The sequence below is a fragment of the Pseudomonas sp. 5P_5.1_Bac1 genome, from assembly GCF_025466015.1.
Classification (GTDB): Bacteria; Pseudomonadota; Gammaproteobacteria; order Pseudomonadales; family Pseudomonadaceae; genus Aquipseudomonas.
The window spans coordinates 332,703-355,796 of record NZ_JANLNX010000037.1 but is presented as its reverse complement, the minus strand read 5'-3'; the positions used below and the strand labels follow the sequence as shown (position 1 = coordinate 355,796).

Sequence of the window (23,094 nt, the reverse complement as noted above, 5' to 3'; positions counted from 1 at the left end):
ATGCGCCTCGATCGTTTCCTCACCAACCTGCCCTGCTTCAATCGCCAGCAAGTGCGCCTGCTGCTGGTGGAACGCCGCGTGCGGGTCGATGGCCAGGTGGTGAATGATCCGCGGCATGAAGTGCGGGTGTTCAGCCGCGTCGAAGTGGACGAGCAAGTGTTGCAGGCCGGGCATCCGGCCCGTTACTTCATGCTGCACAAACCGGCCGGCTGCGTCAGCGCCACCACGGACCCGGTTCACCCGACGGTGCTGGACCTGCTCGACGAGCCAGACAAGGACGACCTGCACATTGCCGGGCGCCTGGACTTCAACACCACCGGCCTGATGCTGCTGACCAACGACGGGCAATGGTCGCGACGCCTGACCCAGCCGCAGACCAAACTGCCCAAGGTCTATTACGTGGAGACCGAGCAGCCGATCGAGGAGCACTACGTCGCGCGCTTTCGCGAGGGGTTCTACTTCGCCTTCGAAGACCTCACCACCCAGCCCGCCGACCTGGAGCCGCTCAGCAGCCACAGCGCACGCCTGAGCATCATCGAGGGCCGCTACCACCAGGTGAAACGCATGTTCGGCCACTACGACAACAAGGTGGTGCGCCTGCATCGCGAGCGCATGGGCCCGCTGGAACTGGACCCGGCGCTTGCCCCCGGGCACTACCGGCCGCTGCGTGCGGACGAAATCCTGGCAATCTGAACCGCCCGCGTCCGACAGAAAAATTCATTAATTGCCCGAACGGCACTTGCGGCATCGTCCATGGGCTGCTTGAATCGAATCGTCGGTCTTCATGTGACTTGCCGGTCACAGTCGTAGTCCAAGACAACTTTTTGCTGGCTACCCGTGCCTCGATGCGCAGGAGACCGGCAGATTGCCCACCAAGAACAACACCCGTCGACCAAGCCGGTATCGGATCGACAAGGGCCCCTCGCTTCACTTCCAGGCGTATGCCTACCTGTCATAAAGAACGTGCAAGCTTGCTTGGACGGATACCCTTTTTTGCGCCAGGAGTCGATGACATGAGGCCAGAAATCGCTGTGCTGGATATACAGGGGCAGTACCGGGTTTACACGGAGTTCCACCGTTCGCAAGAGGCCGAGAAAACGATCATCCTGGTCAACGGCTCGCTGGCTACCACGGCTTCTTTTTCGCAGACCGTGCGCAACTTGCTCCCGCAATTCAACGTTGTGCTATACGACCAGCCGTATGCCGGCAAGTCCAAGCCGCACAACAGCAACGAAAGACTGCTGACCAAGGAAACCGAAGGGCAGATCCTGCTGGAACTGATCGACCACTTCGCCGCCGACCAGGTCATGTCCTTCTCATGGGGCGGCGCCTGCACCCTCATGGCCCTGGCGCACAAGCCACGGCGCATCGAGCGTGCCGTGGTCAGCTCGTTCTCACCGGTGATCAACGAGCCGATGCGCGACTACCTGCAGCGCGGGTCGAGGTTCCTCAAGGATTGCGACCGCTATCAGGTCGGCAATCTGGTCAATGACACCATCGGCAAGTACCTGCCGCCGTTGTTCAAGCGCTTCAACTACCGGCACGTCAGCAGCCTGGACAACCACGAATACGCGCAGATGCACTTCCACATCCACCAGGTGCTGGACCACGACCTGGAAAAGGCGCTGAGTTCGGCCCGGGCCATCGACATCCCGGTGCTGTTCGTCAACGGTGAGTGGGATGAATACACCACCGCCACCGATGCGCGGCAGTTCGGCCGTCACGTGCGCAACTCGCACTTCAGCGAGATCCGCAGTGCCGGGCACTTTCTCGACATGGAAAACAAATCGGCCTGCCGCGACACCCGCGATGTGCTGCTGAACTTCCTCAAGCCGACGCAACGCGAACAACGTCTGCGTTACCAGCCTGTACAGGGCCAGCATGCACTGGCCATCTGAGGGAAACGGGCGCCTGTAGCACAGCCAGTGGTATCGATCGCCCTGCCGGGCAAAATGAAGATCACCGCCCTGTCGCTACAGGCCGCACGCACGATTCACGGATAAAGCTTCAAATCGTTTCACGGTTCTGGTAAAAAGTCGGCCTGCGCGGGTGTCGTATAATGGCATTACTCCAGCTTCCCAAGCTGATAACGAGGGTTCGATTCCCTTCACCCGCTCCAGATTCCCCCTCGCTTCAACTCCCATCCTGAATATGCCTCCATCGACCCTTTCCAAGGGGCCGGTTTACGTTTGGCGTGCTTCGATTTCCTCTATCGCACCCTGATACACCTCCCCTGCACTCGTAATCGGGCGGGTAGGTATAGTGTTGATCGCATGAAGTCGGTAGGTATACTAACCACCAGGAGGTAGGGTGAATAGCCGGGAGCTGATAGCGAAGATTGAGTCAGACGGTTGGTTCCTCGTGCGCACCAGAGGTAGCCACCATCACTTCAAGCACCCGGAGAAACCGGGACTCGTCACCATTCCACATCCCAAGAAGGATCTTCTGGCAAAAACGGTTGCCAGCATTCTGAAGCAAGCCCAGCTCTGAATGACTCCGATCAAGGAGACCAAGCTTTTCGTCAGGCCGTCCGAGGAGGACACAGCAATGCTCTATCCAATCGCGATTCGTCCTGGAGATGACAGCCATGCCTGGGGGGTGGAAGTGCCCGACATCCCGGGATGCTTCTCGGCAGGCGATGATCTGGATAACGCCATGGCAATGGCCCGGGAAGCGATCGAAGGGCATCTGGAGTTGCTGGCTGAAGATGGAACGCCAATTCCTGCTGCGCGAAAAGTAACATTTCACTCCGCCAACCCTGAATTCGACGGCTGCATCTGGGCCTTGATCGAAATCGATGTCTCCAAATACCTGGGCAAAGCCGAGAAGCTCAATATCACCCTGCCCCGTCATCTGCTGACCCGGATCGACGAGTATGTGAGACACCACCCCGAACAACGCAGCCGCTCCGGCTTTCTGGCCTCCGCCGCGCTAAAGGTGCTGCAAGAGGCCTGACATGGGCCGTTCCCCCTTCCCCAATTAGCCAGTTGCCAGATCAACTGGCCAATAGCACGGCAAATACCGTCAATTTTTACGGACATTTAAATCGACTAATAGCTGTCGATTGCAAAAATACGCCGCAAAAATACAAAAAATCTCGATAAATATTCATGAAATAAAAATAATGTAGCGTTTTACTTGACACGCTACCGCCCCTTCGTTTCTTATTTTTCACACCTTGCCCTGCGCCCGATAAACGAAGAAGAACAGCGCCGCCGCCATCATGACGCCCGTCCGCCCTTGCCCACACGCACCGCCTTCGTCGTTCCGGTCCTGCAAAACCTGACACCGGCGCCTTGCCCGCGCCCATTTCCGCTCCGCCATAAAAGGTAAACAACATGGAGCTGATCCGCTCAACCTTGCCGTGCCCGCCGCGCGCCGTATCCGCCGTCCTGCTTCAGGAGCATCGCCCCCATGCAGCCTGAACACAGCAGCGCCGGCAACGTACAACTGCGCAAATCCCTTCGCCTCTGGCAGGTGGTGGTCATCGGCCTTGCGTATATCGCACCGATGACGGTGTTCGACACCTTCGGCATCGTCTCTGGCATCACTGCCGGCCACGTGCCCAGCGCCTATGTCCTGGCCCTGCTCGGCATTCTCTTCACGGCGGTGAGCTACGGCACGCTGGTGCGACGTTTCCCGCAGTCCGGCTCGGCGTACACCTACACCCAACGGGCAATCAATCCCTATGTCGGATTCCTTGTCGGCTGGTCGTCGCTGCTGGATTACCTGCTGCTGCCGATGGTCAACGCGCTCCTCGCCAAGCTCTACCTGTCGGCGATGTTCCCGGAAGTGCCGGAGTGGATCTGGGTGGCGGGCTTCGTCACGCTGATCAGCCTGGTCAACATGCGCAGCATCAATCTGGTGGCGAACTTCAACACGCTGTTCGTCGCCGTGCAGATTCTGATCATGGCGGTGTTCGTTTACCTCTGCCTGCGCGGCCTGCACCAGGGTGAAGGCCTGGGCACGGCCTGGTCGCTGATCCCGTTCGCCGACGAGAAAACCCAGTTCAGCGCGCTGATGGCAGGGGCGACGATTCTCTGTTTCTCGTTCCTGGGCTTCGATGCGGTCACCACGCTCTCGGAAGAAACCCACCAGCCGGAGAAAGTCATCCCACGCGCGATCTTCCTGATCGCCCTGATCGGCGGCGTGGTGTTCATCCTCATGTCGTTCTTCATCCAGTCCTACTTCCCGACCATGGACCGCTTCCATGACCACGAAGCCGCGCTGCCGGAAATCGCCCTGTATGTCGGCGGCAAGCTGTTCCAGTCGATCTTCATCGCCTGCACGGTGATCAACACCATCGCCTCGGGCCTGGCGTCCCAGGCCAGCGTTTCGCGTCTGCTGTTCGTCATGGGCCGCGACAAAGTGATCCCGCACAACGTCTTTGCGCGCCTGCACCCACGCTTCAAGACGCCCGTGCTGAACATCGCCGTCGTCGGTTTCATCGCCCTGTCGGCGATCTTCTTCGACCTGGTGACCGCCACGTCGGTGATCAACTTCGGCGCGCTGGTGGCCTTCAGCTTCGTCAACCTGTCGGTGATCAATCACTGCTACCTGCGCGAAGGTCGCAACCAGGGGCTGGCCAACAAGCTCAAGTACCTGGTCCTGCCCACCATCGGCTTTTGCATCATCGCCATGCTCTGGCTCGACCTCGACGAACATTCGCTGCTGTTCGGCGGCGCCTGGGCCTTGTTCGGCGTGCTCTACCTGACCTGGCTGACCAAGTCTTTCCGGGTCGCGCCGCCCACCTACATCGCCGAATGAGCCAGCCCATCGACAACGCCCGCTCCTGAGCGGGCGTTGCTCATGATCGAGAAGGAAATCCCCCCCATGCTCCCGCGCCGCCTCTCCATTCAGTGGAAGATCATTCTCCTTACCGGCCTGTGCGTTTCGGCCATCATCGTGTTCCTGATGCTCACCTCGCTGACCCAGGCCCGGCGCAGCGCGGAGCAGGTGTTCGCGGCCAACACCGAGCTGCTCGACCATAACGCCCGCCTGCGCCTGCAGGCCCACGGCGAAACCCAGGCGCTGCGGATCCAGCGTTATTTCATGGATGCCTGGCAGTACGGCAATGGCTTCGCCCGCGTGGTCCAGGTCCTCAAGACTCGCGGCGACGCCGACCTGCGCGGCGAGCTGGTCAGCCAGGCGCGCACCGCGCTGGCCGGCAATGCTGACCTGATCGGCCTGTACCTGGTGTTCCAGCCCGGCGCGCTGGACCATCAGGATGCCCGCTTCGCCGGCCAGGACAGCCTGGGCAGCAACGACAGTGGCCGCTTCTCGCTGTATTGGTCGCAGCCCAAGCCCGGCACCCTGGAATCGGAAGCGATGCCCGAATCGATGCTGGCCGACACCAGCACCGCCGCCAACGGTTCGCCCTACAACCGCTGGCTCACCTGCCCGCTGGATACCGCCCGGGCCTGCGTGCTCGATCCCTATTTTGACGAGGTCAACGGCCGTCAGGTCTTGATGACCAGCATCGCCCTGCCGCTGCTGGAAGACGGCAAGGTCATCGGCGTGATCGGCCTGGATATCGGCCTCGACAACCTGCAGCAACTGAGCCTGGACAGCCGCAAGGAGCTGTTCGACGGCCAGGGCCAGGTCAGCATCGTCAGCCCCGCCGGGCTGCTGGCCGGCTACAGCCGCGACGCCACGCAACTGAGCAAGACCCTGGAACAGGCCTTCGGCACGCAGGCTGGCGAACTGGTCACGGCGATCCGTTCCGGCAAGGCAGTCGAGCGTCTGGAAGGTGGCGAGATGCACATCACCCGCCCCTTCGCGCCCATTCCTGGCGCTGCGCCATGGCAGGTGTTGCTGGAAGTGCCGGAAGCGGTGCTGCAAGCACCCGCCATCGCCCTCAATGAGCGCCTCGACGCGCACAACCAGGCGTCCAACCTCACCAGCCTGTTTATCGCCATCGCCGCCGCGGTGGTCGGCCTGCTGCTGGTCTGGCTGACCGCGCGCAGCGTGACCCGGCCGATCGTCGCGGTGTCCGAGCGCCTGCGCGACATCGCCAGCGGCGACGGCGACCTGACCCAGCGCCTGAACTACACCCGCGAGGACGAACTGGGCCAGTTGAGCGGCTGGTTCAACCGCTTCCTCGACAAACTCCAGCCGGTGATCATCCAGGTCAAGGAATCACTGCACGAGGCTCGCGGCACCGCCGACCAGTCCGCCGCCATCGCCAGTCAGACCAGCGGCGGCATGCAACTACAGCAACGGGAAATCGAACAGGTGGCGACAGCCGCCAACGAAATGAGCGCCACCGCCCATGACGTCGCCCACAACGCATCACAGGCGGCTCATGCCGCGCGCGGCGCCGACCAGGCGACCCGCGAGGGCCTGGAACTGGTGGCGGTCACCCGCGAATCAATCGATCGGCTCGCCACCGACATGGACCTGGCCATGGACCGGGTCCGCGCCCTGGCCGGACGCAGCGAGGAAATCGGCTCGGTGCTCGACGTGATCCGCGCCATCGCTGAACAGACCAACCTGCTGGCCCTCAATGCCGCCATCGAGGCCGCCCGCGCCGGCGAGGCGGGTCGCGGTTTTGCCGTGGTCGCCGACGAAGTGCGCAACCTCGCCCAGCGCACCCAGGTTTCGGTGGAAGAGATTCGCCATGTGATCGAGGCGTTGCAGCTCGGCACCCAGGACGTAGTCGACGCCATGCACGAAGGCCAGCGCCAGGCCAAGGACAGCGCGACCCGGATGGAACAGGCGGTTCCCGCGCTGCAACGGGTCGGCGACGCGGTGACAGTGATCAGCGACATGAACCTGCAGATCGCCTCGGCCGCGGAAGAGCAGAGCGCCGTGGCCGAGGAGGTCAACCGCAACGTCGCCGGGATTCGCGACGTGACCGAGTCGCTGTCCGGTCAGGCCGATGAGTCGGCGCGCATCAGCCAGGCACTGAACCGTCTCGCCAACCAACAACAAGCTTTGATGGAGCAATTCCGGGTCTAGGATATGACCAGCAACAAATCGGGCGTGCCGTGGTGGACGCCCGGAAATCATGGGAGCCCCGATTAGATGGGTACGCGTTTTTTTGACCTGACGAGCGAACAGGGCGTGCTGCGCACGTCCATCGTCGTCACTTTGTTCATCGCCCTGATCGGCATTGGCTTCGGCCTCGCCTCGGGCTCGTTCTCCATCGTCTTCGACGGTGTCTACTCGATGGTCGATGCCAGCATGAGCGGCTTGTCCCTCGTGGTGGTCAAGCTGATCACCGCCCACACCCGCACCGAACGCATGTCGCGCAAGCTGCGCGAGCGCTTCACCATGGGCTTCTGGCACCTGGAACCGATGGTCCTGGCGCTCAATGGCATCCTCCTCACCGGCGTGGCGCTCTATGCACTGATCAACGCCGCCAGCAGCCTGCTCGAAGGCGGTCGAGACCTGGAGTTCGGCGTGGCACTGGTGTACGCCGTGGTCACCGTCAGCGCCTGCCTGACCATCGCCATCCTCGAAGCCCGCGCCAACCGCAAGATCCGCTCGGACTTCGTCGCCATGGACGTCAAGGGCTGGATCATGTCGGCGAGCATCACCGCCGCGCTGCTGATTGCGTTCTGCTTTGGCCTTGCGGTCCAGGGCACGCGCTGGGAATGGCTGTCGCCGTACATCGACCCGGCGGTGCTGGCGCTGGTCTGCGTGGTGATCATTCCGATGCCGATCTCGGTGGTGCGCCAGGCGCTGGCGGACATGTTCCTGGTGACCCCGGCCGATCTGAAACAACACGTCGATGAAGTCGCCCAGGCTTTTGTCGAGCGGCACAGCATGCTGTCGTACCGGGCGTATGTGGCGAAGGTCGGGCGGTCGCGGGAAATCGAGCTGTACTTCATCGTGCCCCGGACCATGCCCGCCCGAAACATCGCCGAGTGGGACGCGTGGCGGGATGAGATCGGCAATGCCATTGGCGGTGAAGGGCCGGATCGGTGGTTGACGGTGGTGTTTACCGGGGATCCGGAGTGGGCGGAGTGATGAGGCTCTAAAAACCACAACAACCGCTTCAGATTGGCCTCACAACTGCTCAGGGTATAGGATGCTGGCCAAATGCTGTCCACGACCCCGACCGTCCCCCCGAGGACGCGCCGGGCGTCGAGGTATTGCGCTAGCGTCTGCCCGATACATCAAAAGGACCTGATCATGTTTCTTTCCCGCTGGCTTCCGGGCCTGGCCAACCTGCTGCATTACCGTCGCGAGTGGTTCCGCCCGGACGTGCAGGCTGGCCTTTCGGTCGCCGCCATCCAGATTCCCATCGCCATCGCCTACGCGCAGATCGCCGGCCTGCCGCCGCAGGTGGGCCTGTATGCGTGCATCCTGCCGATGATCGTTTATGCGCTGGTGGGCAGTTCGCGGCAGTTGATGGTCGGCCCGGATGCGGCCACCTGCGCCATGGTCGCCGGGGCGATCGCGCCGCTGGCCATGGGCGATCCGCAACGGCTGATGCAGTTGTCGGTGGTGGTCACGGTGCTGGTGGGGCTGATGCTGATCGCTGCGGGGGTGGCGCGGGCCGGGTTCATCGCCAGCTTCTTCTCGCGACCCATTCTGATCGGCTACCTCAACGGGATCGGCCTGAGCCTGTTGGCCGGGCAACTGGGCAAGGTGGTGGGCTTCAAGATCGAGGGCAACGGTTTCATCCTCAGCCTGATCAACTTCTTCGAGCGGGTCGGCGAGATCCACTGGCTGACCCTGACCATCGGCCTCGCCGGCCTGGCCATGCTGATCTGGCTGCCGCGACGCTACCCCAAGCTGCCTTCGGCGCTGGTGACGGTGGCGGTGTTCACCCTGATCGCCGGGGTGTTCGGCCTCGACCAGTACGGCGTCGCGGTGCTCGGCCATGTGCCCGGCGGCATGCCGGAACTGGCCTGGCCGCAGACCTCGCTGGAAGAAATGAAGAGCCTGCTGCGCGACGCCCTGGGTATCGCCACCGTAAGTTTCTGCAGCGCCATGCTCACCGCCCGCAGCTTCGCCGCGCGGCACGGCTACGCGATCAACGCCAACCATGAGTTCGTTGCGCTGGGCGTCTCGAACCTGGCCGCCGGGGTGTCGCAGGGCTTCGCCATCAGCGGCGCCGACTCGCGCACCGCGGTCAACGACATGGTCGGCGGCAAGAGCCAGTTGGTGGGGATCATCGCCGCGCTGGTGATCGCCGTGATCCTGATGTTCTTCACCACGCCCATGGCCTGGATTCCGCAGGCGGCGCTGGGCGCGGTGCTGCTGATGGCCGGCTGGGGCCTGATCGACGTGCAGTCGCTGCGCAAGATCTGGGCGCTGAGCCGCTTCGAACTCTTCCTGTGCGTGCTCACCACCATCGGCGTGCTCGGCGTTGGCGTGTTGCCGGGGATCATCATTGCCGTGACCCTGGCGATCCTGCGCCTGCTCTACAGCATCTACCAGCCCACCGACGCGGTGCTCGGCTGGGCACCCGGTATCGAAGGCCAAGTGGACATCAGCCGCCACAAGGACGCCCGCACCGTACCGGGCCTGGTGGTGTACCGCTTCGACGACGCGATCCTGTTCTTCAACGCCGACTACTTCAAGATGCGCCTGCTCGACGCGGTGCAGCGCGAGCCCGAGCCGAAGGCCGTGCTGTTCGATGCCGAGGCGGTGAGTTCCATCGATGTCAGCGGCATCGCGGCGCTGCGCGAAGTGCGGGATACCTTGAAGGCCCAGGGCATCGAGATGGGCATTGCCCGGGCGCGCGGGAATTTCCTCAGGATGCTGGTGCGCTCGGGCCTGGCGCGGGAGATGGACAACCATCTGCTGTATGGCTCGGTACGCGCGGGGATCCGGGCGTACCGGTTGTGGCGCAACAAGGTCAGACGGGATGAAGAGGATGCCGGGCGAGTAGCGCCAGTGCCCGATCTGCCTTGAGGATGGCGGACACAAACCCTGTAGGAGCGAGCTTGCTCGCGATCCCGTACACACAGGATCGCGAGCAAGCTCGCTCCTACATCAGCCGCGCCGTGGAATCAGCCCCGGCAGCGCATGCAGCAAGGCATTCACCGCAAAACCAATGAACATCAGCCCGCACGCCCGGGTGATCCACAGCTCGTAGCGGGTGTACAGCGTGCGCACGTGCCGCGCGCCCACCACCACGATGAGGATCAGGTACGCCACCAGGCCACCGAGGAAGCTCAGCGCGATCAGCGCCGGCAGCATCGACCAGTCCAGCGCTTCCGCGCGGCTGGAGAGCAGCGCGGTGAAGGTCGCCACGGCCACCGGGTATGCCTTGGGATTGGTCAAACCGAACACCACACCGTGCCAGAAAGGCTGGCGTACCGCGCCCTGCTCGCCACCCGCGGCGCCCGGGCGACTGCGCAGTGCCCGCAGGCCGAGCCAGAACAGGTACAGGCCGCTGATCAGGCCGAGGATGTCGAACACCGAACTGCCGATCTGCCGCGCTCCGACAATCGCCACCAGCGCGGTGCTGCACCAGAGCACATCCCCCAACAGATGACCGCACAAAAAGCCGGCGCCAGCACGACGACCACGGGTAGCGCCGATCCCCAGCACGGCCAGCACGCCAGGGCCCGGTGTGATGCCATAAATGAAGCCGGAAGCGAGCACGGCGAACAGCAGCGATAGCGTCATGGGGAGGAAGTCCGTATCAGGTAGACGCCAGAGTCTACGCCGCCTCCAGGGCAATCGACCAGAGGCTCAATAGCCCCCGGACTTCAACAATATCGCCTCGTCCTGCGGCACCCCTCGCCCATAAAAGCGCAACAGCGCACCCGTGCGATTGGTGAAGATGCCATCGACCCCGGCGTCGCTGGCGCGCTGGAAATCCACCGCCTCATCAACGGTGTAGACGTGCACCAGCAGGCCCTTGTCGTGAGCCATGCGGTTCATCCATGGCTGCACCAGGTCGGCGTAACTCTGCTCGCCTCCCGCCGCCAACGCTGCGGACGGGCCGACGCCGACGGCGCCCGCCGCCTTGGCATGATCGAGCCAGCGCTCGAACTCGGCGCGATCCCTGGGGTGCTGGCGGGCGAGGAAGGCGGCTTTATCGCGCTCGCCCGACTCGGCGAAGGTCGGGCCTGGCATCGGCTCGATATGCCCCTTGCCCAGCCACAACAGCAGCACCTTGGGCACCTGCGGCATGGCCGTGTGCAGCAGCGCGAGGCTGTCGCGGTCGAAACTCTGCAACACCACCCGCCCCGGCACATCCAGCCAGCCGCGGGCCTGCAAGGCGCGCCGCAGGTCCTGTTCGATACCGGGAAACAGGTTCGGCACCTTGGTTTCGATGTACAGCCCGGGCCGCAGGGCAGGATTGGCTTCAGCGATGTCCATCACTTCCTCGAGCGTCAGCACCTTGAGGCCGGCGAACGCCGCCCGGGCGCGCTCGGGATAGGCCTGGTTGAACCAGCTTCCCGCATCCAGCGATTTCAATTCGGCGAGGGTGAAGGCGCTGACCGGACTGTCCTTGCGCTCGGGAAAACGCTCGGCCACATCGCTGGTGCGGTGCAGATCATTGTCGTGCACCACCACCAGTACGCCATCGCTACTGCGTTGCAGGTCCAGTTCCAGGTAATCGGCGCCCAGGTCGCGAGCCAGTGCATAGGCCGGTGCCGTGGACTCTGGCGCATCGAACGATGCCCCGCGATGAGCGATTACCGCCGGATAGGCAATGCCCTGCGCCTTGGCCAGCACCGCGCCGTCGCGGGCCATGACCGGCGCGCTCAACCCTAGCAGCGCAATGCCCAGCCCCAGAAAGATCCCCTTGAATGACATCGACCGCTCCTCATCAAAACCGGCCCAGAGCATAGTCGCCGACACGGATGACAGCCCGTGACGTGCTACAGTCCCGCCCTGCCAATTTGCAACAGATTCCTACGAGACAAGCATGCCCCTCGCCGACGTCGACGCCACCCTCGCCTCCTGGCCGGATCTCAACACCCGTCACCCGTGCAGCGGCCTGCTGCTGGGCAACGGCGCCAGCCGGGCGATCTGGCGGCCGTTCAGCTATTTCTCACTGTTCGAGCTGGCCCAGCGCGTGCGCAACAAGCCGCTGGGGGTGAGCGACCAGGCGTTGTTTAAATCCCTCGGCAGCGAACTGTTCGAGCCGGTGCTCAGCGCCCTCAACACCACGGTGCGGGTCAACGCCGCACTGGCGATCAGTTCGTCGGCGCCGCTGAACCGCTATTACGCGATCAAGGAAGCGCTGATCCACGCCGTGCGCAGCGTGCACATCCCCTGGAAACTGCTGCCATCCAGCACCCTGGCAGCGATCAATACCGAGCTGCGCAACTACCGCGCGGTGTTCTCCGGCAACTACGACCTGCTCAACCACTGGGCCGTCAGCCATGACCCGCAGGGTTTCCAGCCGTTGTTCGATGAAGAAGGCCACTTCGACGTCAGCCGCACCCATGGCGAAGGCACCCGCATGCACTACCTGCACGGCGGCCTGCACCTGCTCAAGACCCAGGACGGCGGCACCCGTCAGCGCGCGGCCAACGGCAGCCAGTTGCTCGACGGTTTTGCCATCAACACGCCCGGCGACGTGCCGCTGTTCGTCAACGAAGACACCAGCGAACACAAGCTGCAAGCGATCCGCGCCTCGGATTACCTGACCTGGAGCTACGCCGCGCTGGCCGCGCACACTGACGGCCTGTGCATTTTTGGCCATCACCTCGACCGCGCCGATCGACATTTGCTGCGGGCGATCCAGCAAGCGCGCCCGGCTCATTTGGCGATCGCGATCCTGCCGTTGAACGACGCCTCGATCATCAGCCAGAAGCAGCATTACGCGCGCATCTTCGGTGAATCGCCGGAGATCACCCTGCATTTCTTCGATGCCAGCAGTCACCCGCTCGGCCGTGCCGAACTGAACGTGCCGGCCCCCGCGCCAATCACCCGGCGGCGCCGCTGAAAGACGCCCGCGGCAGGAACATGCTGAAACACCCATAGTAAATAACAATAATTCTCGATAACATTTGCGACCTTTCTCTCCGGCACTTTCCTGGAAAGCTCGCATGCGCCGCCCCAAACCCGATCCTTTCGCGCAAGAAACCTGCCATGGGTTTTACAGCGACATCCTGCATTTCCTGCGCAAGCGCATGGACAACGCCAGCGATGCCGCGGACATGACTCAGGACGTCTTCACCCAATGGCTGGGTTACCGCGACAAAGCCCGGGTGGAGCAGCCTCGCGCGTTCCTGTTCCAGATGGCGCGCAACCTGCTGCGCGATCACTGGAGACGGCAGAAAGTGCGCCACACGGTGCTCGACGAACATGCCGAGTCGGCGGAGCAAACCCAGGCCTGCGAAGCCCCAAGCAGCGACCCGATGGCCAGCGCGCAGCACCTGCAACGCCTGGATCATTTGAAAATTGTCCTTGCCGAACTCTCGCCGCGACGGCGCGAAGCCCTTATGCTGCACCGCTTCGAAGGTTTGAGTCAGGCGCAGATCAGTGAACGCATGGGCATTTCAGTCAGCATGGTGGAGAAACACATCGCCGCCGCGCTGCTGTACCTCAAGCAGCGCCTGGACAGTGACAACGTTGCGGAGCAACCAGAATGACCCTTCCTGACATGGACAGCCGTTCGGTCGACGCCCAGGCGGCGAGCTGGTTTACCCGTAACCGCAATGAGCGCTCGCGGGCCTCGCGCAAAGCCTTCGCCCAGTGGCTGGAACACCCCGGAAACGCCCGCGCATACCATCAGTTCGAGCAACTTTGGGACGACCTTGCCGCCCTCAAGGAACTGAACAAGCCGGTGCAGCTACGCCCGCGCAAAGCCTCGTACTGGCGCCCGGCGCTGGCCACGGCGGCAGCGCTGGTCTGCGCATTGCTGGCAAGCAACCTGGGCAAGCCAGCCGCGTCGGCGGAACAACAACTGGCCAGTCTGGATGGCCAGCCGCGCACCATCACCCTGCCCGATGGCAGCCGTCTCAACCTCAACGCCAACTCCCGCGTGCGGATCGATTTCGATGCCGAACGGCGGCTGGTGCACCTCGATCAAGGCCAGCTCTACCTGGAAGTCAGCCCGGACAAGGAGCGACCGTTGTTCGTCGATGCCGGCCCCGCCCGGGTCCGGGTGGTGGGCACCGCGTTCGACCTGCGCCGCGGCCAACAGGAACTGGTGCTGAGCGTGGACCACGGCCTGGTGGCGTTCGACGCGCCGGGCGAGCGCCGCGAACCGATGCTGCTGGGTGCCCGCGAGCGCGCGGTGTACAACCTGGCCCGCGGCGACCTGGTGCGGCAGACCCTGAGCGACGGCGAAGTCGCCGACTGGCGCAGCGGCCATGTCTCGTTCCGCAACCGCGAGCTGGCGAGCCTGGTGGATGAGCTGTCGCTGTACCGCCCGGCGGCGGTACTGCTGGCTGACCCGGCGCTGGCGAAGTACCGGGTTTCCGGCAATCTCGATGTGCATGACCCTGACGCCCTGCTCAATGCCTTGCCGGCGTTGCTGCCGGTGAAGACCGCCGTGTTGGCGGATGGGCGGATGCGAATCGAGCGCGCCGGAAAGTAGAACCACCGCTTCGCAGCAAGCCGCTGAAAAATTCTGAGAATATTTTTCATTCGCATGTGAGGGTTTTTCCTCGCCCCGCGTCTTCCTCCCCGTCCGCGCCCTGCGCACTGACTTTTTCTGGCCTTTGGCCGCACTGGGGGATTTCATGTTTCGCGCGTTTCGACCTTCCAAGCCGTTGTCTGCCCGTCCATCGCTGCTTGCCGTGTGCCTGGCCCTTAGCCTTCAGGCCCAGGCCGCACCCGTTGAGCTGCAGTTGCCAGCCCAGCCACTGGCCACCTCGCTGAGCCAGGTGGCGCAACAGACCAAAGTGCAACTGCTGTTCGACGAGTCGTTGCTGCGCAACGTTTCCGCGCCAGCCCTGCGCGGCAATTTCAGCGCCGAGGAAGCGATTGCCCGCCTGCTCGCCAGCAGCCGCTTCACGCTGGTCAAGGTGGGCACCACCTACGTGGTGCGCCCGAAGGAAGACGAAACCACGCCTCCCGGCAACAACAACACGTCCATCCAGCTCGGCGCCATGAGCATCGTCGGCGACGGCCAGCAGGTGACCCCGGCCACCGTCGGCCGCTCGACCCTGACCCAGCGCGATATCGACCGTGAACAGGCGAACAACGTGCCGTCCCTGCTGAGCACCCTGCCCGGCGTGGAAATGGCCGGTTCCATGATGCCCGGCGGGCAGAAGATCAATATCTGGGGCATGGGCGACGCCGAGGACGTGCAACTGACCGTCGACGGCGCCACCAAGACCGGCTTCGAGCGCTATCAGCAAGGCACGATGTTCGTCGAGCCGGAGCTGATCAAGAGCATCGAGGTCGAGAAAGGCCCGCACTCGCCGTTCGTGGGCAACACGGGCCTTGCCGGCAGCGTGCACATGACCACCAAAAATGCCCCGGACCTGCTGCAGGAAGGCCGCGACACCGGCGCGATGGTCAAATACGGCTACTCCAGCAACGACCATCAGCAGGTGTACAGCACGGCCCTGTTCGGCCGCACCGAGGACCGCCGTATCGACGGTCTGGTCTACCTGACCAAGCGCGACGGCGACGATTTCAAGCTGGCCTCGTCGCAGCCCGACCCACGCAACCAGTACCCGATCAACCCCAAGCGCCTGCCCGACAGCGCCCAGGACCTGGAAGGCGGCCTGTTCAAGCTGAATGTCCAGCTCACCGATGAGCAGTCGCTCGGCCTGTCCTACTCGCGCTCGAACAACCAACGCATGACCCGCTACTCGTCGACCAACTACTCGACGCCGCCGACCCAGGCCAATATCGACCGCTACGGTTACAGCGACGCCATTCGCCGCTTCCTCGCCCACCGCGAAACCATCGACACCACCTGGTCGGCCAAGTACCGCTTCCAGCCGGTGGACAATCCGCTGGTCAACCTGGAAGTCAGCTATTCGGAGTCCGATGTCGATCAGACCGACGAACGCGGGCCCAACGCCTTCTTCCAGCTCGCCACCGGCGGCCGGCGCATGGAGACCGAATACAAGGACCGCAACTTCGAAGTGCGCAACACCGCGCAGTTCAGTACCGGCGTGCTGGAGCACTCGCTGACCACCGGCGCCGAACTGCACCGCCACTCCCGCGAAACCGAAATGTGGATGCCGGGCACCGCGCAAAACACCGCAGCCTACAACTACGGCCACTTCCAGCCGAACTTCATGCCCCACGGCAAAGTGGACACCAACAGCGCCTACGTGCAGGACGCCATCACCCTCGGCCAGGTGACCGTAACCCCGTCGCTGCGCTACGACCATGTGCGCAACCGCGGCGAAGATAACGACGCGCCGTTCTACAACGTCGCCTCGGCTGGCCACGACTACAGCGCCAAGACCTACACCGGCTGGTCGCCGCGCCTATCCGTGTTCTGGCGTGCCACCGACGACGTTGCGTTCTTCGCCGACTATTCGAAGACCTGGCGTGCGCCGGTCATCGACGAGCAATACGAAGTACAGAGCGCGGTCAGCACGCGCAGCGCCACCAGCCGCGACCTCGATCCAGAGCGCGTCACCGCCCTGCGTGCGGGTAACGTCACCGACTTCTCCGGCCTGTTCTTCGCCGACGACAACCTGCAGGTCCGCACCACCCTGTTCCACAACAAGATCAAGGACGAGATCTTCAAGAACCTCGGTGTCGAGTGCCAGGCGCAGAACGTGACCGGCGGCAGTATCAGCCAGGCCTGCGGCAACTACCTGATCGGCAACTACCGCAATCTCGACGGCGTGACCTACAAGGGCTTCGAGGTGGAAAGCTTCTACGATTCCACCTACCTGTTCGGCACCCTCTCCTACACCTGGATGACCGGCAAACACGAAGGCGCCTACAACAACCCGTGGGGCCCGGATGTCTGGGCGCGGGATGTACCAGCACCGAAATGGGTGGCGCGTCTGGGTGTGAAGATTCCCGAATGGGATGTGGTGGTGGGCTGGAAAGGCCTGTGGGTACGCCAGACCGATCGTCTGCCGAGCGACAAATACCCACCGGGTTTCATGGGCAGCGCACTGGGTGACAGCGCCTGGGACCATCGCGCCAACGACGCCTACAACGTCCAGGGCCTGTTCGCCAGCTGGAAACCGAAGCAGCAGTACCTGAAGGGCACCGAGGTCAACTTCACCCTCGACAACATGTTCAACCGCGATTACGCGCCGATGCTCAGCGACAACAACGTCTACAGCACGGGGCGCAATGCCAAGGTGAGCATTACCCGGTTCTTCTGAGTAACGTGGGGGCCGCCCTGCGGCCCCCGGTTCACTCACGCCGGAATCAGTTGATCCGCCCGCAGCAATGTCTCCAGACAATGCTCAGAAACCCCATAGAACGCCTTCAGCTCCGCGATCTTCTCCAGCAACGCCGCTGGATCCCCCGCGTCCTTGCGCTTGGTCGCAAGGATCATCTTGTTCTTGTTGGTGTGTTCCAACGAGATGAACTCGAACACCTTGGTGTCGTAACCACAAGCTTCCAGGTACAGCGCGCGCAGGCTGTCGGTCAGCATTTCCGCCTGCTGCCCGAGGTGCAGGCCGTATTGCAGCATCGGTTTGAGCAACCCCGGGCTGTGCAGTTGCGGGCGGATCTGTTTGTGGCAGCACGGCGAGCACATGATGATCGCCGCACCACAACGGATGCCGGTGTGGATCGCATAGTCGGTGGCGATATCGCAGGCATGCAGGGCGATCATCACATCGATCTCGGCGGGCACGACGGTGCGCACGTCACCCTGTTCGAACACCAGGCCCGGATGTTCAAGATGAGCGGCGGCGGCGTTGCACAGCTCGACCATGTCCGGACGCAGCTCGACACCCGTCACCTGCGCCTGACGCTGCAGGGTGTTGCTCAGGTAATCGTGGATGGCGAAGGTGAGGTAGCCCTTGCCGGAGCCGAAATCCGCCACCCGCACCGGCGTGTCGTCCGCCAGCGAAACACTGGCGAAGGCATGGGAAAACACCTCGATGAACTTGTTGATCTGCTTCCACTTGCGCGACATGGCCGGGATCAGCGCCTGCTGCTTGTCGGTCACGCCGAGGTCCTGGAGGAACGGCCGGCTCAGTTCCAGGTAGCGTTTCTTCTCGCGGTCATGCTCGCCGCCCGCGGCCTGGCGCTCTTGCTGCGCGGCGTTGCGGTGCAGCATCGGCTTGCCCTTCTTGCCGAACTCCAGCTGCGCGTCATCGGCCAGGCTCAGCAGGTGGGCATTGCGAAACGCGCCCGGCAGCCATTCGCCGATCTGCGCCAGCGCTTCGTCCAGCGGCAGGTTGCGGGTGATGTCGCGGGTCTTGTAGCGATGGACGAATGACAGGCAGGCCTGCCCCTTGACCGTCAGCGGCTTGGCGATGATGCGTTGCAGGTCGGCTTCGGCGCCGACGTGACGGGCCAGTACCAGCTTGACGAAGGACTGCTGGTGCAGGCTCTCGGCCAACAGGGCGAGAAACTGCGCACGCGCATCCGGCGCGGCCTGGGCGGTGGGGGTAGCGGACATGGGGATTGGGTGCCTCGGGGGTTGCGGGGGCGCCAGCCGGCGCGCAATGGCGGGCATTTTACGTTGATGCCCGGCCAGCGCACAGCTTTTGTCGATCAGCGCGGCATCAGTCGAGGATCACCAGACGATTGGGAAGCTCGTTGCGGTTTTGGGTCAGCGGCACATGAGCCTTGAGCAACTCGCCGCAGGCCTCGATGCAGGTGAGGAAACCCGCAAGCGTCTGGCCCGCACGGACCTGAGCGGTGAAGCCGGCGACGATGGCCTCCCAGGCCTGGTTGTCCAGACGCGAGGCGATGCCGTCATCTACCAGGATTTCCACATAACGCTCCGCCTCGCTGACGAAAATCAGCACGCCGGTGCGGCCTTCGGTGTGGTGCAGGTTCTGTTCGAGAAACTGCCGCCGCGCGAGGTTCGACGCGCGCCAGTGGCGCACCGCCTTCGGCACCAGGCGACTGGTGAACAGCGGCAAGCGCAGCACCAGGCACAGCACGATAAACGTCAGCCACTGGGTAATCAGCAGACCGTGGGCGCTGAACCAGCCCGTGACGTAATACACCAACCCCGGCACCAGCAGCGCCAGCAGGCTGGCCCAGACCAGCGGCACATAGGCGTAATCGTCGGCGCTACGGGCCAGCACCGTGACCAGCTCCGCGTCGGTGTGTTTCTCGACTGCCATAATCGCCTCGGCGACCTGTCGCTGTTGCAACTCGTTGAGCAATGCCATCAGGTTGTTCCTTGAACACAATTCAGATGCGCCGCGGTTTCCGTGGGATCGACCGCCCGGCCGCGCCTACAGGGTTTCCCGCCACCCCACGCACTCACCAGCTTCCGGACGACCCGCCGCCACCAAAACTGCCGCCGCCTCCGCCAAAGCCCCCACCACCGCCGCGACCGAATCCACCGCCGCCGCCCAGCCCGCCGAAGCCACCGCCAAAACCGCCACCCGGCCCGCCACGCCGGCCGCCGCCACCAAGGCCCTGCAAATACAGCACAACCACCACCATCAGAATGAACAGCCCGATGGACAGCAAGGACGGCGACTCACCCTCACTTTGCCCGCCGCTGAGCGCGGACGGCTGGGCCAGCGGATTTCCGCCGAGGACCTGCAGGATCGCGGCCGCGCCCTGGACGATGCCCTGGCTGAGTTCGCCGCGTTTGAAGGCCGGCAGGATGATCCGGTTGATGATGACCGACGACTGCGCGTCGGTGAGGCGTTCTTCCAGCCCGTAACCCACTTCGATGCGGACCTTGCGTTGCTCGGGCGCGACGATCAGCAGCGCGCCATTGTCCTTGCCCTTCTGGCCGATGCCCCAATGGCGGCCCAACTGATAGCCGTAATCCTCGATGGGCAGACCTTGCAGGTCGGTCAGCGTCACCACCACGACCTGCTCGCCGGTGCTCTGTTCATGGGCTTCGAGCATCTGCCCGAGCTGGCCGCGGGTATGGGCGTCGAGCAGGTTGGCGTTGTCCACCACCCGCCCGCTGAGCGCCGGAAAGGACGGCTCGGCGCGCGCCGTCAGGGCCATGGCGAACAGCGCCAGCAGCACCACGGCCTTGAACAGGCGCATCAGAATTTCACTTCAGGGGCTTTGTCGGCATCGGCACTGGCCGCTTCGAAGCTCTCGCGCAGCGGCAGGTCGCTGTACATCACGCTGTGCCAGATCCGTCCGGGAAAGGTGCGGATCTCGGTGTTATAGCGCTGCACCGCGGCGATGAAATCCTTGCGCGCCACGGCGATGCGGTTTTCCGTGCCTTCGAGCTGGGACTGCAGGGCGAGGAAATTCTGATTGGCCTTGAGGTCCGGATACCGTTCCGAGACCACCATCAGCCGGCTCAGCGCACCGCTCAACTGCGACTGCGCGGCCTGGAACTGGCGCAGTTTTTCCGGATCGTCGAGGGTGCTGGCATCGACCTGGATCGACGTCGCCTTGGCCCGCGCCTCGATCACCGCGGTCAGGGTTTCCTGTTCATGCCGGGCATAGCCCTTGACCGTTTCCACCAGGTTGGGGATCAGGTCGGCGCGGCGCTGGTACTGGTTCTGGACCTGGCCCCAGGCCGCCTTCACCTGTTCGTCATAGTTGGGAATGTTGTTGATCCCGCAGCCGGCCAGCAAACTGGCCAGCAGCACCAGCAACCATGGCTTTGCACCCTTTAATACCCGCATCGTCGCAACGCTCCTTGATTATCCGTAACGCACCGGACTTGAGGCATAATCCGTGGCCGCCGCTGGATAGTGCAGGCCCAATCGGCTAAAAACATGCCCCAGCAAACTACAACAATAGCCGCTCCCCCAATTTCGGCTGGCCGGTATCCACCGTGAATGCCGGCGCGAGCCTCGAGAACTGAATCCATGAACAAGCTGTGTTTGCTGGGCCTGCTCGTCAGCCTGGCCAGTCAGACGGCCCTGGCCGACACCTCCGCCGCCGCCGCGCACCTGCAAGAGAAGAAGGTGTTCGTCGACAAGTTGCTGGGCCAGATGACCCAGGACGAGAAGATCGGCCAGTTGCGCCTGATCAGCATCGGCCCGGAGATGCCGCGGGAGAAGATCCGCGAGGAGATCGCCGCCGGCCGCATCGGCGGCACCTTCAACTCGCGCACCGGCCCGGAAAACCGGCCGATGCAGGACGCGGCCATGCGCAGCCGGCTGAAGATCCCGATGTTCTTCGCCTATGACACCATCCACGGCAACCGCACCATTTTCCCGATCGGCCTGGGCCTGGCGTCGAGCTGGGACATGAACGCCATCGCCACCGTCGGCCGCACCTCGGCCATCGAAGCCTCCGCCGACGCCCTCGACATGACCTTCGCGCCGATGGTCGACATCGCCCGCGACCCGCGCTGGGGCCGCACCAGTGAAGGCTTCGGCGAAGACACCTGGCTGACCTCGCGGATCGGCGAAGTGATGGTCAAGTCGTTCCAGGGCAAGAGCCCGGCCGAGCACGACAGCATCATGGCCATCGTCAAGCACTTCGCCCTGTACGGCGCGGTGGAAGGCGGGCGCGACTACAACACGGTCGATATGAGCCTGCCGAAGATGTACAACGACTACCTGCCGCCCTACCGCGCGGCCATCGACGCCGGTGCCGGCGGGGTGATGGTGGCGCTGAACTCCATCAACGGCGTGCCCGCCACCTCCAACACCTGGCTGATGAACGACCTGCTGCGCAAGGAGTGGGGCTTCAACGGCGTGACCATCAGCGACCACGGCGCCATCCAGGAGCTGATCCGTCACGGCGTCGCCCGCGACGGCCGCGAGGCGGCCAAGCTGGCGATCAAGGCCGGCATCGACATGAGCATGAACGACTCGCTCTACGGCGAAGAACTGCCGGGCCTGCTCAAGTCCGGCGAAGTCAGCCAGGCCGAGCTGGACCAGGCGGTGCGCGAGGTGCTCGGCGCCAAGTACGAAATGGGCCTGTTCAAGGACCCGTACGTACGGATCGGCAAACCGGAAAACGATGTGCCGGACTACTACGCCGATTCCCGCCTGCACCGCGAAGCCGCCCGCGACGTGGCGCGCCGCAGCCTGGTGCTGCTGGAAAACCGCAAGCAGACCCTGCCGCTGAAAAAGACCGGCACCATCGCCCTGGTCGGGCCGCTGGCCGATGCGCCCATCGACATGATGGGCAGTTGGGCCGCAGACGGTAAGCCGGTGCACTCGGTCACCGTCCGCGAAGGCCTGCGCCGCGCGGTCGGCGATAACGCCAAGCTGATCTACGCCAAGGGCTCGAACATCACCGGCGACAAAGCCATGTTCGACTACCTGAACTTCCTCAACTTCGACGCCCCGGAAATCGTCAACGACCTGCGCCCTGCCGCGGTATTGATCGACGAAGCGGTCAAAGCCGCGCAACAGTCCGACGTGATCGTGGCCGTGGTTGGCGAATCCCGTGGCATGTCCCACGAATCGTCCAGCCGCACCACCCTGGAAGTCCCCGCCGTGCAACGCGACCTGATCAAGGCGCTGAAAGCCACCGGCAAGCCGCTGGTGCTGGTGCTGATGAACGGCCGTCCGCTGTCGATCAACTGGGAACGCGAACAGGCCGACGCCCTGCTGGAAACCTGGTTCAGCGGCACCGAGGGCGGCAACGCCATCGCCGACGTGCTGTTCGGTGACTACAACCCGTCCGGCAAGCTGCCGATCACCTTCCCACGCTCGGTCGGCCAGATTCCGATGTACTACAACCACATGCGCATCGGCCGGCCGTTCACCCCGGGCAAGCCGGGCAATTACACCTCGCAGTACTTCGAGGAGCCCAACGGCCCGCTGTATCCGTTCGGTTACGGGCTGAGCTACACCGAGTTCTCCGTGTCGCCACTGACCCTTTCAGCGAAGAGCCTGAAACAGGGCGGCAGCCTGGAAGCCAGCGTCAAGGTGAAGAACACCGGCAAGCGTGACGGCGAAACCGTGGTGCAGCTTTACCTGCAGGATGTCGCCGCATCCATGAGTCGCCCGGTCAAGGAACTGAAAAACTTCCAGAAAGTCCTGCTCAAGGCTGGCGAAGAGCGGGTCGTGACCTTCCGTATCAGCGAAGACGACCTGAAGTTCTACAACAGCCAATTGAAACTCGCCGCCGAACCGGGTGAGTTCAACGTGCAGGTCGGCCTGGACTCCGAGACGGTGCAACAGCAGAGCTTCGAGCTGCTGTAACGCGCCGCCC

Annotated in this window: 20 protein-coding genes, 1 tRNA gene and 1 pseudogene; 15 read left to right on the top strand and 7 right to left on the bottom strand. The window is 63.7% G+C overall.

Going from position 1 to position 23,094, the window contains the following annotated elements; genetic code table 11:
- From NTD82_RS07790 to NTD82_RS07770, 5 genes are all read left to right on the top strand, one after another.
- Positions 1–693, top strand: coding sequence for a pseudouridine synthase (locus tag NTD82_RS07790; RefSeq protein WP_095154819.1), 693 nt, complete (start codon positions 1–3; stop codon positions 691–693).
- A gap of 320 nt (positions 694–1,013) precedes the next feature.
- On the top strand, positions 1,014–1,898 hold the full coding sequence (locus tag NTD82_RS07785) for an alpha/beta fold hydrolase (RefSeq protein ID WP_095154818.1): 885 nt from the start codon (positions 1,014–1,016) through the stop codon (positions 1,896–1,898).
- 147 nt (positions 1,899–2,045) lie between these two features.
- A tRNA-Gly gene (locus NTD82_RS07780) sits at positions 2,046–2,119 on the top strand.
- Between the two features lie 191 nt (positions 2,120–2,310).
- Complete coding sequence (locus NTD82_RS07775) at positions 2,311–2,490, top strand: type II toxin-antitoxin system HicA family toxin (protein ID WP_095154817.1); 180 nt, start codon at positions 2,311–2,313, stop codon at positions 2,488–2,490.
- Between the two features lie 57 nt (positions 2,491–2,547).
- Positions 2,548–2,955, top strand: a complete 408-nt coding sequence (locus tag NTD82_RS07770; protein ID WP_262128269.1) for a type II toxin-antitoxin system HicB family antitoxin — start codon at positions 2,548–2,550, stop codon at positions 2,953–2,955.
- Positions 2,956–3,031: 76 nt separating this feature from the next.
- Here the strand turns inward: NTD82_RS07770 and NTD82_RS07765 are convergent, their stop codons facing one another.
- Positions 3,032–3,340 (bottom strand): hypothetical protein, encoded by a 309-nt coding sequence (locus NTD82_RS07765; protein ID WP_143501918.1) that lies wholly within the window; start codon positions 3,338–3,340, stop codon positions 3,032–3,034.
- A 74-nt stretch (positions 3,341–3,414) separates the two neighbouring features.
- Between NTD82_RS07765 and NTD82_RS07760 the strand changes: the two genes are divergently transcribed.
- From NTD82_RS07760 to NTD82_RS07745, 5 genes and pseudogenes are all read left to right on the top strand, one after another.
- The gene (locus NTD82_RS07760) at positions 3,415–4,767 is read left to right on the top strand and encodes an APC family permease (protein ID WP_262128268.1); all 1,353 of its coding nucleotides are present in this window, start codon (positions 3,415–3,417) and stop codon (positions 4,765–4,767) included.
- Between the two features lie 42 nt (positions 4,768–4,809).
- Positions 4,810–6,102 (top strand): annotated as a pseudogene (locus tag NTD82_RS29275) (HAMP domain-containing protein); the annotation flags it as partial.
- 102 nt (positions 6,103–6,204) lie between these two features.
- Positions 6,205–6,960, top strand: coding sequence for a methyl-accepting chemotaxis protein (locus NTD82_RS29270; protein ID WP_410017036.1), 756 nt, complete (start codon positions 6,205–6,207; stop codon positions 6,958–6,960).
- Positions 6,961–7,026: 66 nt separating this feature from the next.
- On the top strand, positions 7,027–7,974 hold the full coding sequence (locus NTD82_RS07750; protein ID WP_262128266.1) for a cation diffusion facilitator family transporter: 948 nt from the start codon (positions 7,027–7,029) through the stop codon (positions 7,972–7,974).
- A 165-nt stretch (positions 7,975–8,139) separates the two neighbouring features.
- On the top strand, positions 8,140–9,870 hold the full coding sequence (locus NTD82_RS07745) for a SulP family inorganic anion transporter (RefSeq protein ID WP_262128265.1): 1,731 nt from the start codon (positions 8,140–8,142) through the stop codon (positions 9,868–9,870).
- A gap of 81 nt (positions 9,871–9,951) precedes the next feature.
- Here NTD82_RS07745 and NTD82_RS07740 read toward each other — a convergent pair whose 3' ends face one another.
- Together NTD82_RS07740 and NTD82_RS07735 are read right to left on the bottom strand one after the other, a co-directional pair.
- Positions 9,952–10,590, bottom strand: coding sequence for a LysE family translocator (locus tag NTD82_RS07740; protein ID WP_262128264.1), 639 nt, complete (start codon positions 10,588–10,590; stop codon positions 9,952–9,954).
- A 66-nt stretch (positions 10,591–10,656) separates the two neighbouring features.
- Positions 10,657–11,730 carry a glycerophosphodiester phosphodiesterase gene (locus NTD82_RS07735; RefSeq protein ID WP_410017035.1) on the bottom strand — a complete coding sequence of 358 codons (1,074 nt, stop codon included), beginning with the start codon at positions 11,728–11,730 and terminating at the stop codon, positions 10,657–10,659.
- 112 nt (positions 11,731–11,842) lie between these two features.
- On the opposite strand from NTD82_RS07735, the gene NTD82_RS07730 reads away from it, so the two are divergent.
- The 4 genes from NTD82_RS07730 (at position 11,843) to NTD82_RS07715 (ending at position 17,183) form a co-directional block, all read left to right on the top strand.
- The gene (locus tag NTD82_RS07730; protein WP_262128263.1) at positions 11,843–12,868 is read left to right on the top strand and encodes a DUF4917 family protein; all 1,026 of its coding nucleotides are present in this window, start codon (positions 11,843–11,845) and stop codon (positions 12,866–12,868) included.
- A 103-nt stretch (positions 12,869–12,971) separates the two neighbouring features.
- Positions 12,972–13,517 carry an RNA polymerase sigma factor gene (locus NTD82_RS07725; RefSeq protein ID WP_095154809.1) on the top strand — a complete coding sequence of 182 codons (546 nt, stop codon included), beginning with the start codon at positions 12,972–12,974 and terminating at the stop codon, positions 13,515–13,517.
- Positions 13,514–14,467, top strand: coding sequence for a FecR family protein (locus NTD82_RS07720; protein WP_095154808.1), 954 nt, complete (start codon positions 13,514–13,516; stop codon positions 14,465–14,467). Before NTD82_RS07725 ends, NTD82_RS07720 begins: the two co-directional genes overlap by 4 nt.
- 145 nt (positions 14,468–14,612) lie before the next feature.
- Positions 14,613–17,183, top strand: coding sequence for a TonB-dependent receptor (locus NTD82_RS07715; RefSeq protein ID WP_262128262.1), 2,571 nt, complete (start codon positions 14,613–14,615; stop codon positions 17,181–17,183).
- Between the two features lie 35 nt (positions 17,184–17,218).
- On the opposite strand, the gene NTD82_RS07710 is transcribed toward NTD82_RS07715, so the two are convergent.
- The 4 genes from NTD82_RS07710 to NTD82_RS07695 all read right to left on the bottom strand — a co-directional run bounded on the left by NTD82_RS07710 (position 17,219) and on the right by NTD82_RS07695 (position 20,600).
- Positions 17,219–18,436, bottom strand: a complete 1,218-nt coding sequence (locus NTD82_RS07710; RefSeq protein WP_262128261.1) for a class I SAM-dependent methyltransferase — start codon at positions 18,434–18,436, stop codon at positions 17,219–17,221.
- 106 nt (positions 18,437–18,542) lie between these two features.
- Positions 18,543–19,160: a TPM domain-containing protein gene (locus NTD82_RS07705; protein WP_262128260.1), complete on the bottom strand. Its 618-nt coding sequence runs from the start codon at positions 19,158–19,160 to the stop codon at positions 18,543–18,545.
- A 94-nt stretch (positions 19,161–19,254) separates the two neighbouring features.
- Complete coding sequence (locus tag NTD82_RS07700; protein ID WP_262128259.1) at positions 19,255–20,004, bottom strand: TPM domain-containing protein; 750 nt, start codon at positions 20,002–20,004, stop codon at positions 19,255–19,257.
- Positions 20,004–20,600, bottom strand: coding sequence for a LemA family protein (locus NTD82_RS07695; RefSeq protein WP_262128258.1), 597 nt, complete (start codon positions 20,598–20,600; stop codon positions 20,004–20,006). The genes NTD82_RS07700 and NTD82_RS07695 overlap by 1 nt, the downstream gene beginning before the upstream one ends.
- Positions 20,601–20,786: 186 nt before the next feature.
- Here NTD82_RS07695 and bglX point away from each other — a divergent pair, with 186 nt between their 5' ends.
- Positions 20,787–23,084 carry a beta-glucosidase BglX gene (gene bglX / locus NTD82_RS07690; RefSeq protein ID WP_262128257.1) on the top strand — a complete coding sequence of 766 codons (2,298 nt, stop codon included), beginning with the start codon at positions 20,787–20,789 and terminating at the stop codon, positions 23,082–23,084.
- The last annotated feature ends 10 nt before the right edge of the window (positions 23,085–23,094 follow it).